Annotated in this window: 13 protein-coding genes; 9 read left to right on the top strand and 4 right to left on the bottom strand. The window is 71.6% G+C overall.

What is annotated here, in order from left to right; translation table 11 throughout:
- The first annotated feature begins 12 nt into the window (after window positions 1-12).
- The 4 genes from Q2K19_RS19535 (at window position 13) to Q2K19_RS19520 (ending at window position 3,594) form a co-directional block, all read left to right on the top strand.
- Window positions 13-579 (top strand): TetR/AcrR family transcriptional regulator, encoded by a 567-nt coding sequence (locus tag Q2K19_RS19535; RefSeq protein ID WP_302762758.1) that lies wholly within the window; start codon window positions 13-15, stop codon window positions 577-579.
- Between the two features lie 45 nt (window positions 580-624).
- Window positions 625-1,956, top strand: a complete 1,332-nt coding sequence (locus Q2K19_RS19530; protein WP_302762756.1) for a low temperature requirement protein A — start codon at window positions 625-627, stop codon at window positions 1,954-1,956.
- A 107-nt stretch (window positions 1,957-2,063) separates the two neighbouring features.
- The gene (locus tag Q2K19_RS19525) at window positions 2,064-2,561 is read left to right on the top strand and encodes a hemerythrin domain-containing protein (RefSeq protein ID WP_302762755.1); all 498 of its coding nucleotides are present in this window, start codon (window positions 2,064-2,066) and stop codon (window positions 2,559-2,561) included.
- Window positions 2,562-2,670: 109 nt separating this feature from the next.
- A complete protein-coding gene (locus tag Q2K19_RS19520; protein ID WP_302762753.1) occupies window positions 2,671-3,594 on the top strand; it encodes an LLM class flavin-dependent oxidoreductase in 924 nt (307 codons plus the stop codon).
- Between the two features lie 138 nt (window positions 3,595-3,732).
- Here the strand turns inward: Q2K19_RS19520 and Q2K19_RS19515 are convergent, their stop codons facing one another.
- From Q2K19_RS19515 to Q2K19_RS19505, 3 genes are all read right to left on the bottom strand, one after another.
- Window positions 3,733-4,995, bottom strand: coding sequence for an ISL3 family transposase (locus Q2K19_RS19515; protein ID WP_302762472.1), 1,263 nt, complete (start codon window positions 4,993-4,995; stop codon window positions 3,733-3,735).
- A gap of 183 nt (window positions 4,996-5,178) precedes the next feature.
- The gene (locus Q2K19_RS19510) at window positions 5,179-6,015 is read right to left on the bottom strand and encodes an IS5 family transposase (protein ID WP_302762752.1); all 837 of its coding nucleotides are present in this window, start codon (window positions 6,013-6,015) and stop codon (window positions 5,179-5,181) included.
- 220 nt (window positions 6,016-6,235) lie between these two features.
- A complete protein-coding gene (locus tag Q2K19_RS19505; RefSeq protein ID WP_302762751.1) occupies window positions 6,236-6,478 on the bottom strand; it encodes a winged helix-turn-helix domain-containing protein in 243 nt (80 codons plus the stop codon).
- A gap of 417 nt (window positions 6,479-6,895) precedes the next feature.
- On the opposite strand from Q2K19_RS19505, the gene Q2K19_RS19500 reads away from it, so the two are divergent.
- From Q2K19_RS19500 to Q2K19_RS19485, 4 genes are all read left to right on the top strand, one after another.
- Window positions 6,896-7,129: a hypothetical protein gene (locus Q2K19_RS19500; protein WP_302772637.1), complete on the top strand. Its 234-nt coding sequence runs from the start codon at window positions 6,896-6,898 to the stop codon at window positions 7,127-7,129.
- A complete protein-coding gene (locus Q2K19_RS19495; protein WP_368046108.1) occupies window positions 7,126-7,428 on the top strand; it encodes a hypothetical protein in 303 nt (100 codons plus the stop codon). Before Q2K19_RS19500 ends, Q2K19_RS19495 begins: the two co-directional genes overlap by 4 nt.
- Window positions 7,418-7,924: a DinB family protein gene (locus tag Q2K19_RS19490; RefSeq protein WP_302762749.1), complete on the top strand. Its 507-nt coding sequence runs from the start codon at window positions 7,418-7,420 to the stop codon at window positions 7,922-7,924. Before Q2K19_RS19495 ends, Q2K19_RS19490 begins: the two co-directional genes overlap by 11 nt.
- A 130-nt stretch (window positions 7,925-8,054) precedes the next feature.
- Window positions 8,055-8,954, top strand: a complete 900-nt coding sequence (locus Q2K19_RS19485; RefSeq protein ID WP_302762748.1) for a TIGR01777 family oxidoreductase — start codon at window positions 8,055-8,057, stop codon at window positions 8,952-8,954.
- 24 nt (window positions 8,955-8,978) lie between these two features.
- On the opposite strand, the gene Q2K19_RS19480 is transcribed toward Q2K19_RS19485, so the two are convergent.
- Window positions 8,979-10,193: an extracellular catalytic domain type 1 short-chain-length polyhydroxyalkanoate depolymerase gene (locus Q2K19_RS19480; protein ID WP_302762747.1), complete on the bottom strand. Its 1,215-nt coding sequence runs from the start codon at window positions 10,191-10,193 to the stop codon at window positions 8,979-8,981.
- Window positions 10,194-10,374: 181 nt separating this feature from the next.
- Here Q2K19_RS19480 and Q2K19_RS19475 point away from each other — a divergent pair, with 181 nt between their 5' ends.
- Window positions 10,375-12,192: a DUF2079 domain-containing protein gene (locus Q2K19_RS19475; RefSeq protein ID WP_302762746.1), complete on the top strand. Its 1,818-nt coding sequence runs from the start codon at window positions 10,375-10,377 to the stop codon at window positions 12,190-12,192.
- The last annotated feature ends 48 nt before the right edge of the window (window positions 12,193-12,240 follow it).

The following is a 12,240-nucleotide window of genomic DNA, read 5'->3' as shown; positions in this document are numbered from 1 at the left end:
CGAGGAGGAGACGTGCCCGACCGACCACTGCGCGCCGACGCACTGCGCAACCGGCAGCGGCTACTGGACGCCGCAGTGAGCGCGTTTTCCCAGGCGGGGGCCGAGGTAACGCTGGAACGCATCGCCAAGGAGGCCGGGGTGGGCATCGGCACCCTCTACCGCCACTTCCCCAACCGGGAGGCGCTGATCGAGGCCGCGTACCGCAACGAGCTGGCGAAGCTCTGCGACGCGGTGCCGGGGCTGCTTGCCGCCCTCCCACCCGACGAGGCGGTCCGCGCCTGGATGGACCGCTTCGTCGACTACCTCTCCACCAAGCGGGGCATGGCCGACGCGCTGCGGCTGGCCATCGCCTCCGGCGCCAACCCGTACGCCCACAGCCGGGACCGGCTGCTCGACGCGCTCGGCCGGCTGCTGGCGGCCGGCGCCACCGCCGGCAGGGTCCGCGCCGACGTGGCCCCCGCCGACGTGCTGGCCGGGCTCAGCGGGGTCAGCCTGGTGGCCGGCGAACCGGACCAGCGCGCCCAGGCCGGCCGCCTGCTGGACCTGCTGATGGACGGCCTGCGCCAACGCCACGGCTGAGCCGAATCCGGCCCGGCGGCAACCGGCCGCTGAAAGACTTCTCCGGTGAGCGGCGTCGGGAGGCGAGGGCGTCTCGGGCCGGCCGTACCGGTGGCCCCGGCAGCCCGGGTCGACCGGTTCGAGATCTTCTTCGACCTGGTCTTCGTCTTCTCGTTCTTCATCATCACCCGGGCCACCGCGCTGGCCATCACGCCCGGAGCCCTGCTGCACGCCCTGCTGGTGCTCGCCGTGCTCTGGTGGTGCTGGGTGGTGCACAGCATCGTCGCCGCCAAGATCCGGCTCGGCGAGGGCTTCGTGCCGGTGCTGATGACCGTCGGCATGGCGGCGCTGTTCACCTTCTCCCTGTCGTTGCCGCAGGCGTTCAAGGCACCGGAGAAAGCCGCCTCCGGTCCGGTGGTGGCGGCGATCAGTTACGTGGTCATCCGGGCGGTGCACGTGGGGCTGTACTCGCACGCCGTGCGGGACAGCCCGAACGAGCGGCGGCAGCTGATGCGGTTCCTACCGGAACTGGTGCTCAGCACCCTCCTGCTGCTCGGCGCCGCGCTGATCCCGCACGTCCTCGACCACGACGGCAACGCGGCGCTGGTCCGCGACTCGCTGTGGGCCACGGTGGTGCTCCTCCAGTACGGGACCGGAATCCTCGCGGGCACCTGGGGGTGGGCGGTCACCTCCGCCGAGCACTGGACCGAGCGGTACGAACTCATCCTGATCATCGCGCTCGGCGAGTCGGTGATCTCCGTCGGCGTCGGCAGCAACCTGCTCGGCCAGGCACCGACGTTGGCGGCGGTGGCGGCGGCGGTGCTCGGCATCTTCTTCACCGCGGCCCTGTGGTGGGCGCACTACGACATGATCGGACCGGCCGCCCGGATCGCCCTGCACGCGGCCGAGGACGGGCCCCGCGTGGCCATGGCCCGGGACGGCTACGGTTACTGCTTCCTGCCGATGATCGCCGGGATCATCCTCTTCGCGCTGGGTGCCGAGCAGATCGTGCACCAGATCACCAACCCGAACGTCCCCAACTCGCTGCCGGCCCAAGGCCCCGGCGAGCCGCTGCTCATCGGTGGGGTGATCTGCTATCTCTTCGGCAACATGCTGTTCCAGTTCCGGATGCTGCGCACCGTCTCCTGGACCCGGGTCGGCACGGTGCTGCTGCTCGGGGCGAGCGTCCCGCTGGCCAACCGGCTGCCGGCGCTGGGCGCCCTCGCGCTGGTGGCCGTGATCTGCGTGGCCCTGGTGACCACCGAGGTGATCGTCTTCGCCAATGCCCGGCGGGCCCTGCGCGGATTCGTCTACCAGGAGCGGACCGTTTACGAGGCACACGAGGCGGCCGTGCGGGCCCGCTGGCACGAGCCGGAGCCCGGGGAGCCGTCGACCTGAGCGGGCCCCGACGACGGGTCCGATGCCGTACCCTGCGTCGAAGCGTCGCGGTGCACCCGGCACGCAGGCCGTCGTGGGCATGGAGGCGCGGGACAGCAGGGGACCATGTGCACCCATCCCACCCGCCGAACGGCCGGCTGACCGCCCTCGGCATCCAGTTGATCGAGATCCACCACTGGCTCCGCGAGGAGCTGGCCCGGCTCCGCGCGAGCCTCGACTCCCCCGGCGACCCCGGCGTCGGCCTGACCCGGGAACTGCGGGCGCACTGCGCGGGCTTCTGCGCGGCGCTGGACCGGCACCACACCGGGGAGGACGGCGGCGCGTTCCGGGTGCTGGCCGAGCAGGTGCCGGAGCTACGGCCCGTCCTCGCCGAGCTGAGCGCCGACCACACGGTGGTGGCGTCGATCCTGACCCGGGTCGACAAGCTGCTCGCCGACGCCACCGACGGCCGGTCGGTCCGGGCCGAGCTGGACGGCCTGGCGGCGCTGCTGGAGTCGCACTTCACCTACGAGGAGCGGAAACTGGTCGCCGCGCTGAACCGACTGGCCGGCGACCCCGTGGAACTGCTCGGCGTCACACCACCCAAAGGAGGGTCCCCTTCCTAACGCCTGGCGTTGTAGAGGGGGCCCCTGCTAACGGCCGAGGGTTCGGCCGTCGGCAGAATCGGGCGGCGGGAGGTGGCCGGACCAGGGTCGCTACCGCAATGCTGGGCCGATGGTGATCTTCTCCGTGCAGGCCCGGCCCACTGACGCGGCGAGCTGGACCGACCTGGCCCGGCGGGTCGAGGCGGCCGGCTTCGACGCGCTGCTCGCCGCCGACCACCCCGGTCACGGCGCGTCGCCGTTCGTGTCCCTCGCGGCCGCGGCGGCGGTGACCTCGACGCTCGGCCTCGGCTCGTACGTCTCCAACGCCGGGGTCCGGGAGCCGATCCTGCTCGCCACCGACGTGGCGACCCTCGACGTGGTCTCCGGCGGGCGGGCCCGGCTCGGCCTCGGTGCCGGCCACACCCCGGCCGAGTGGCGGGCCGTCGGCCGCGAACGCCCCGACGTCGCCGGCCGGGTACGCCGCTGCGTCGCCGTCGCCGAGGCCGTGCAGGCCCTCCTCGCCGGCGAGGAGGTCACCGTGGACATCCCGGAGCTGGCCGCGTACGCCGCCCGGCTCACCGAGCTGCGGCCGGTCCAGGCCCGGGTCCCGCTCACCATGGGTACGGCCAACTCCACGCTGCTGCGCTGGGCCGGCGCGCACGCCGACGTGGTCGGCCTGACCGGCTTCGGGCGCACCCTCCCCGACGGGCACATGCACGAGGCCCGGTGGCGGGCCGACCAGATCGAGGCGCAGCTCGCCCACGTGACGGCCGGCGCGGCCGGCCGGGACGCGCCGCCCGCGCTGGAGGCCCTGGTCCAGCAGGTCACCGTCACCGACGACGCCGAGGCCGCCGCGGCGCCGACCGCCGAACGCCTCGGCCTCACCGTCGCCGAACTGCTCGCCACGCCGTTCGTGCTGATCGGCACGGCCGACGAGATCGTCACCGCGGTCGCGCACCACCAGCGCCGCTGGGGGATCACCCGCTTCGTGGTACGCGAGGACGCCGTCGCGCCGTTGACGCCGGTGCTGTCCCGGCTGACGATCGCGGAGTGACCCGGCTGTCCGCATGGGACGCCGGCGTGCCGGCGTGTCGAGGCGCCGGCGTGCCGGCGTGTCGCGTGGGGAGTCGCCTGCTCTTGAGAGCGATATGCCTCTGAGTCATAAATATGGGTCTTGTGTCGGATGTGTGGGTCAGCGGCCGGGGAGTTGGGGCCGGTGGCCGCCGAGGCTGAGCATGGCCAGGGCGATGAGGGCGTCGGGGGAGTGGAAGCCGAAGGCCATGCGGGTGAGTAGGCGGATCTTGGCGTTGACGGACTCGATCCGGCCGTTGGACATGCCGTGTTCGATGGCGGCGATGATCGCGTCGCGGTGGCGGGTGACGCGTCGTTGCAGGTCGATGAAGATGTCGATGCGGCTGCGGCGGGCCCAGCCGATCCACCTGTCGAGGGCTTCGACCGCGGCGGTCGGGCTGGTCTTGGCCAGGCTGAAAATGCAGCGCAGGCCTTCCTTGAGCGCCCATGCCCGGTGCAGGCGGGGGTGGGTCTTGGCGATCCAGTCGAGCTTGGCCCGTTGACCCTCGGTCAGGTTCTCCGGGTTCTTCCACAACGCCCAGCGGGTGTTCTTCAACATCCGGGCCTCACCGATAGCGACGCCACGACGGCCGGCCCCACGGCCGGTGGCCTCGTTCCACACCTGCCGGCGAACTCGGTCGACGGCGTCGGTGGCCCAAGCGACGACGTGGAACGGGTCGGCGCAGCGGACGGCGTTCGGGCAGCGACGACGGATGACCGTGGTGATCCAATCGGCGCCGTCGGCGGACACGTGGGTGATCGCGGCCGTGCGCTGCGGGCCGAGCAGGTCGAAGAACGCGTTCAGCGTCGCCGCGCTCTTGCCCGGCGCAGCCCACACCAGCCGACCGGTGTCGTGATCCACCACGACGCTCAGATACCGGTGGCCCTTCTTGTAGCTGACCTCGTCAATACCGATACGACGCAACCCGTCATACCGGTCCTGCAGACCACCGGTGTCTGCCCACACCCGCGCCACGATCGACCCCACGGTGCGCCAACTGATCCGCATCAACCGCGACACCGCCGACTTCGTGGTGTGCACCGCCAACCACGCCACCGTCGCGTCGAACGCCCGAGTATGCCCCGCCCCATGACGAGCCCACGGGACCGCCGCGACCACCACCCCATGCACCGGACACGACACCCGAGGCGCGTCCGCCTCGATCACCGCCCGCACCACGCCCAGATCCAACGCCCGCCACCGACGACGAACACCAGCGTCATACCGCGCACACCGCCGCCCGCAATGCGGACACCGCTGCCGAGCAGCCTTACGCACCCGCACCCGAGCCACCAACACCGACTCGGCCGGGTCGAACTCGACGTCCTCCACCACCGCCTGCTCGACCCCAAGCAGCCCAGCCCATACCCTGGCAGAACGCACGCCGTTCTCCCACCCATCCAGTTCTGACCTTCGACAAGCCAGAACCTAGGCAGGACAACGGCGTGCGCCATCAACGACGCACCGCACCACCCACAGATGCGCCACAAGACCCATAAATATGCCGCAGAGGCATATCGCTCTCAGAGGGCGTCTGATTCACGTATTTTGTGAGTGATGTGATCTTCAGATGTCTCGCCAGGTTGGGGTGGTTTCGTCGGTGACCCGTTTGGTGAGGTTGTCGATCATCGCGATGCGGATCATGCTGGCGGAGTGGTCGGGTAGGGCTTCGTAGTCACGGGCCAGGCGCCGGTGCAGCATGATCCAGCCCAGGGTGCGTTCGACGACCCATCGGCGTTTGACCACCGAGAATCCTTTGATGTGCGGGTCTTTGGCGACGACCTCGACGTCGATGCCGAGGGTGGCGCCGTGTTCGATGACCTTGTTCTTGAAGCCGGCGTCGACCCAGGTCTTGGCCAGGGCGGGATGCGCGGCTTTGGCCTGATCGAGGAGGTCGACGCCGATGGTGTTGTCGGTGACGCTGGCCGCGGTGACGATGACGGCGAGGAGCAGACCGAGGGTGTCGGTGACGATGCCGCGTTTGCGTCCGACGATCTTCTTGCCGGCGTCGATGCCCTGGCTGGCCAGCGGCGCGTTGGTGGAGGTCTTCACGCTCTGGGTGTCGATCACACCGGCCGACGGCTGAGCGGCGCGTCCGGCCTTGGCGCGGGCCAGTCCGGTGAGCTCGTAGTTGAGCTGGGTGAAGATGCCATCGCCTGTCCAGGCGGTGAAGTAGCCGTAGACGGTCTGCCAGGGCGGGAAGTCGTGCGGCAGATAGCGCCACGCGATGCCGGTGCGGTTGACGTAGAGGATCGCGTTGAAGATCTCCCGCAGGTCGTAGGTGGGTTTGCGTCCCCCGACGCCAGCATCGGTGCGCGTCTGGCGCCAGGCGTCCAGTCGTGGTGCGATCAGCGCCCAACGGGCGTCGGACAGGTCGGAGGGGTAGGCAGGTCGTTCGGCCATACGAGATGTCTACTGCGGATCGCCAGGTGGATCGCGCTCGGGGTCCGTAGATTCCCGAACTTTGTGAACCAGACACGATCTGCGGATCAAAGCAGGGCATCTCGCATCGACATCAATCAGGCGAACCTGGCCCCAGTGGTGATCATTCGACCCTGCCGACGCCTCACCGACCCGGCCCACGAAAGCAGCAATATGCAGCGAGTGTGATCAAAACGCCCAGTCAGGACTTGTCTGGTCCGTTCGGCAGCTGATCGACGACGAACACGCCCACCCCGTGGACGCCCTCCACCCAGCCCTGCATCTGCAGGACCAGAATCGCCTGACGCACGACGCCAGCGGAGACGCCGTGCTCCTCCTTCAGCTGAGCCGTCGACGGCAACTTCTCACCGGACGCGAGTTTTCCGGACGCGATCTGATCGCGGATCTGATCCGCGATCTGCGCCCACTTGGCTTTGGCGGGCATGTTGACTCCCTGGTCTGCACCGCCATTTGATCACGCCTGAGCTTTACATGACAAGCAAGGACTAGATCGGCGTTGACTTTACTAGTCTTGTCTGACAAAGTTCCTCCTGACCGGCTCCCTGGTCTGCAAACCGCGAGCTGGTCGTCCCATAGGAACACCCGGCCGGCCACTCCCCCGGTAGTCGGCCGGGTGCCACCCCCTGCCCGCGACCTGTTGTCGGCGGGCCCGTGAGCAGGCCCGGGGCGGGTGCCGGGCACTGGCCGGCCAGGCGCGCACGGCCGTCCCCGCCCGTCTCGGTGCCGCGCAGAGGAGAGAGGCGGAACCGGTGGACGCGATGGAGAAGGTGCTCGGCGAGCTGTTGGTCCGCGTACCCGGTCGGGGGTGCTGACGGTGTGGCCGCACCGGAACGCGAGGCCGGTGCCGCTCGGACCCAGGCACCGGCGGACCTGGCGGCGCGGGCGGCGCTGGTGCTCCTGCGGCCTGCGCTGGGCCACCTGCCCGGACCGGCACGCTCCGATCCCCACCGAGCCGCCGGCACCGCCGCCGAACAGCCCCTGGTGGGACGCGGCGACCCGGGCGAACCCGCAGGTCGGGCGGGTCGGCCGGCTCACCCCGGCGCAGACCTGGCGGGCCAACGGCGGCCGGTGGTGAGCGCAGCGCACCTGCCGTTGCGGCCACTCTGGCTCTGCCGGGCCTGCGCCGCACCCTGGCCGTGCGCGCCGGCCCGGCTCGCGCTGACCCGGGAGTACGCCGACGACCGGGTGGCGCTGCTCGTCTACCTGGGCGGGCTGCTGCACGACGCGGCCGGGCAACTGCACACGCTGCACCCCGACGACGGGCCGGAGCCGGGACAGCTCTTCGCCCGCTTCCTCGGCTGGGCCATCCCCCGCCGCCCGCACGGGACGGCCCGCGAGCCCGGGGTCCCCTACGATCCGGGTGATGATCGATGAACGGTTCGCGTTGCCGCCCACGGTGGACGAACGGATCCTGCTCGACACCTTCCTCGACCACCAGCGGGACGCACTGGTCCGCAAGTGCGCCGGGCTCACCGACGCGCAGCTGCGGCTGCGGCCGGTGCCGTCGTCCGGCCTGTCGCTGATCGGCCTGGTCCGGCATCTGGCCACGGTCGAGCGCTGGTACTTCCAGGCGGTGATCGCGGACTCCTTCCCGGGCGACCTGTTCGACCTCAGCGCCGGCCCGGACGCCCCGTTCACCGACGTCGCCGACGCCACCGGGCCGGAGACCTTCGCGATCTGGCGGGCGGAGGTGGCGGTGTCCCGACGGATCGCCGCCGCACGTCCGCTCGACGCGATCGGCCGCTCCCCCGACGCCGGCCGCGAGCACTCGCTGCGCTGGGTGCTCACCCACATGATCGACGAGTACGCGCGCCACCTCGGCCACGCCGACCTCATCCGCGAGGCGATCGACGGCGAGACCGGCGAGTGACGGAGGCCGGGCGGACCGCATGTCGGGCCCGAGAAGGTCACCGACGCCGCGGCGAGCGAGCATCGCGGACGACGAGTGAGTGATTTCGCTCAACGCATCGGAGCCCGGGTCCGTAAACGAAGATATGAGCATGCGGATCCTCATGGCCGGCGTCTCCGGCTTCCTCGGCACCCGACTGGTCGCCCGGCTCACCGCGGACGGACACCAGCTCACCCGCCTGGTCCGCCGAACACCGCGGAGCGAGGACGAGCGGCAGTGGCTCCCCTCCGCCGCGCAACTCGACCCGGCGGTGGTCGCCGACGCCGACGCAGTGGTCAACCTGGCCGGCGCCGGGGTGGGCGACAAGCGCTGGAACGACGAGTACAAGAAGGTGATCCGGTCCAGCCGGGTGGACAGCACCACCACGCTGGCCATCACCATCGCCGGCCTGGCCGCCGCCGACCGGCCCGCAGTGCTGCTCAACGCCTCCGCGGTCGGCTGGTACGGCAACACCGGTGACCGGGTGGTCGAGGAGGACTCGCCAGCCGGCGACGGGTTCCTGGCCGACGTCTGCCGGGTCTGGGAGGCCGCGACCCGCCCGGCCGAGGACGCCGACGTACGCGTGGTGCGGCTGCGCACCGGCCTGCCGCTGCACCGCGACGGCGGGATGCTCAAGCCGCAACTGCTCCCGTTCCGGCTCGGCGTCGGCGGGAAGCTGGGCAGCGGTCGGCAGTGGCTGCCCTGGATCTCGATGCGCGACTGGCTGGACGCGGTGGCGTTCCTGCTGGCCCGCGAGGACGTGGCCGGCCCGGTCAACGTGGTCGGCCCGAACCCGGTCACCAACGCCGAGTTCACCCGGGAGCTGGGCCGCCAGCTGCACCGGCCGGCGATCATGCCGGTGCCCGCGCTGGCCCTGAAGATCGCCCTCGGCGGCTTCGCCCACGAGGCCCTGACCAGCGCGCGGGTCCTGCCCGGCGCGTTGACCAAGGCCGGCTTCGACTGGACCCACCGCGACCTGCCGAGCGCGCTGCACGCCGCCCTCACCGAGTGACCCGGCGAGGGCGCCGGCGGGCGGTCAGCAGCCGATGACCCAGTAGCTGGGGCCGGTCTGCTTGAGGGTGGTCGTGTAGAAGGTGTTGTAGAGGCCCATCTTCTGGTTGCTGCCCAGCGCGTAGGCGTAGCCGCCGGACTGGTAGGCCCGGCCGGCGCTCACGTGCGCGTAGTTGCTGGCGGTGACGCAGACCGGCGAGGCGGTCGGGGACGGTGACGGCGAGGGGGACGCGGTGGCCGTCGGGCTCGGGCTGGGCGTCGCCCCGCCGTCGAGGCCGAAGAAGAGCGCGTCCCGGTACGTCGAGCAGATGGTGTCCAGGAAGTACGCCGCCGTGGCGCCGCACTGGTCGGTGGCCGAGCCGGGGTCGACCGGCGTGCCGTGGCCCATGCCGGAGACCCGGTAGAGCCGGACCTGGTCGTTGCCGTACACCTCCAGGCTGGTGCCGGCGGGCAGCGACGCGGTGCTGGTCGGGGTCTGGGAGACGCCCAGCACGTTCGTCCACTGGTCGCGGGACTCGACCGCGTTCATCGGCGCGACGGTGGTGTCCGAGGTGCCGTGCCAGATGACCACCCGGGGCCGCAGGCCGGCGTAGCCGGAGTAGGCGTTGCGGACCAGGTCGCCCCACTGCGCGGGGGTCTTGTCCACGCCGGGGTTCATGCAGCTGTACGCGCTGGTGGTGTCGGTCGCGCAGCGGTAGGGCAGGCCGGCGATGACCGAGCCGGCGGCGAAGACGTCCGGGTAGGTGGCGAGCATGACCGCGGTCATCGCCGCGCCCGCCGAGAGGCCGCTGACGTAGACCCGGCCGGCGTTGATCGAGTAGTTGGACTTCGCGTAGTCGACCATCTGCTTGATCGACAGGGCCTCGCCCTGGCCTCGGGCGGTGTCCCCGCTCTGGAACCAGTTGAAGCAGGAGGAGGAGTTGTTGGCCGACGACTGCTGGGGCACGATCAGCGCGAACTTCCACAGGTCGGCGTACTTCTGCCAGCCGGAGTTGGCGAAGTAGCCGGAGGCGTTCTGGGTGCAGCCGTGCAGCAGCACCACGGCGGGCGCGTTGGCCGGCAGCCCGTCCGGCCGGTACGCGTACATGGCGAGGTTGCCGGGGTTGGAGCCGAAGCCGGTGACCTGGGTGAGCGTGGCGGCCTGCGCGGGCAGGGCGACGGTGAGCGCCGCGGCCGCGGCCAGCACGACGCCGGCCGCCGCCCCGGCGAGCCGGGTGAGAAGGGATGAGGAGCGGCGCACGGCGACCTCCCTGGGGCGGAATGTGAACTGGGTCACCCATGAGTTGCCGAGACGTTACGTCCGTGTGCCACGGCCCGGAATGGCCGCCGGTCACACATTCACGAACACCGAAGTGTTGCCGAGCGGCGAAAGGTTACGTGTCTGACCGGCGTGTCCAGGTCCGGTTGGTAACGTCCGCTCCGTGCCGTCCTCCCCGTTCCTGACCCCCGGCCCGTCGCGCGCGCCCGCCACCCGGGACCGCTGGGCCGACCTGGTCGTGGTGCTCGCCGCGGTGGCCCTGGCCATCTGGGTGACCAGCGGGATGTGGTGGGACCCGAACACCCGGACGATCACCGTCAATTCGAGCGACCAGGCGCTCTTCGAGTGGCTGCTGGCCTTCGGCGGCCACGCGGTCACCCACGGGGAGAACCCGTTCTTCACCCACCTGATCAACGTCCCGCACGGGGTGAACCTCGCGGTCAACACCTCGATCACCGTGTACGCGGTGGTCTTCGCCCCGCTGACGTACCTGATCGGGCCGCCGGCGACCTTCCTGGTGATCCTCACCCTCAACCTCGCCGCCACCGCGGTGGCCTGGTACTGGCTGCTCAGCCGCTACCTGGTGGGCAGCCGGCTGGCCGCCGGGGTGGGCGGGCTCTTCATCGCCTACTGCCCCGCGATGGTGTCGCACGCCAACGCCCACCTGAACTGGACCGCCGGCTGGCTGGTGCCGCTGCTGATCTGGGGCGTCTTCCGGCTGCGCCGCCCGGGCACCGCGGTGCGGGGCGGGATCGTGCTCGGCGTGCTCGTCGCGGTGGCCTTCTCGATCGCCGCCGAGGGGCTCTTCTTCACCGCCCTGGCCGTCGCCTTCTTCCTGCTGCTCTGGGCGGTGCACCCGGCCCGCCGGGCCGAGGCGCGCGCGGCGCTGCCGAGCTTCCTGCGCGGGTTGGGGGTGACCGCGCTGGTGGCCGGGGTGCTGCTGGCGTACCCGCTGTGGCTGCACTTCGCCGGGCCGCAGCGGTTCCACGGCACCGGCTTCGACCCGCTCATCCACTCCGAGGACATCGCCGCGTACGGGTCGTTCCCGCGCCGCTCCCTGGCCGGCTGGGCCGGGCTGGGCACCTCGCTGGCGCCCAACCCCACCGAGGAGAACTCGTTCTTCGGCATCCCGCTGCTGCTGCTCGCGGTCGGCTGCTTCGCCTTCCTCCGGTCGCGGGCCGACCGGGCGTTCCGGGCCACCCTGACCGCGCTCGGCGTCACCGCCGTGGTCTTCGCGGTGCTCTCCTGGGGGCCGAAGGCCAGGTGGAACGGCCGGCGCACCGACCAGCTCCTGCCGTTCGGCGTGCTGGACAACCTGCCCGTGATCAACGCGGCCCTGCCCTCCCGGCTGGCCCTGGTCGTCGCGCCGGTGATCGGCCTGCTGCTGGCGTACACGATCGACGAGCTGCGCGCCCGGCCGCCCCGGCGCCGCGCCATCGAGCTGGCCTGGGCGGCCGGCTTCGCCGTCGCCCTGCTGCCGCTGCTGCCCACTCCGCTGCTGACCAGCGTGCGGGAGCCGGTCCCGGCGTTCATCACCAGCGGCACCTGGCAGCGGTACGTCTCCCCCGGCGGGGTGCTCACCCCGCTGCCGCTGACCATCGACGTCTACCCGGACGGCCAGCGCTGGCAGGCGTACGCCCTCGCGCACCGGCAGGGCGAGTTCCGCATCCCGTCCGGGTTCTTCCTCGGCCCCGGCGGGCCGGAGGGGCGGGGGCGGATCGGGCCGGTGCCGCGGACCTTCGACTCGCTGATGGACCAGGCGGGACGGACCGGGCTGGTGCCGATCGTCACCGAGGGGAGCATCGCCCAGTCCCGGGCCGACCTGCGCTACTGGGGCGTCGAGACGGTGGTGCTGGCCGACCGGGTGCACGGCGCCAAGTTCGACGTCGACGAGGAGGCGCTGCGCCGCACCGCCACCGCCCTCCTCGGGCCGCCCGAGCGGGTGGACGACGTCTGGGTCTGGCGGGTCCCGCCGGCCTGACCCGGGAGCGACGAGGCTCACGGGGCTCATCCGGGGGCGACGGGACTA

Source organism: Micromonospora sp. NBRC 110009 (assembly GCF_030518795.1).
Lineage (GTDB): Bacteria > Actinomycetota > Actinomycetes > Mycobacteriales > Micromonosporaceae > Micromonospora.
This window is presented reverse-complemented; position numbering and strand designations above follow the sequence as displayed.

Bases quoted from the DNA above. Each gene is read 5' to 3' on its own strand.
- Q2K19_RS19520 (WP_302762753.1), top strand. From the start codon at position 2,671: ATGGTGATCTTCTCCGTGCAGGCCCGGCCCACTGACGCGGCGAGCTGG.
- Q2K19_RS19510 (WP_302762752.1), bottom strand. From the start codon at position 6,015: ATGGCCGAACGACCTGCCTACCCCTCCGACCTGTCCGACGCCCGTTGG.
- Q2K19_RS19505 (WP_302762751.1), bottom strand. From the start codon at position 6,478: ATGCCCGCCAAAGCCAAGTGGGCGCAGATCGCGGATCAGATCCGCGAT.
- Q2K19_RS19490 (WP_302762749.1), top strand. From the start codon at position 7,418: ATGATCGATGAACGGTTCGCGTTGCCGCCCACGGTGGACGAACGGATC.
- Q2K19_RS19485 (WP_302762748.1), top strand. From the start codon at position 8,055: ATGCGGATCCTCATGGCCGGCGTCTCCGGCTTCCTCGGCACCCGACTG.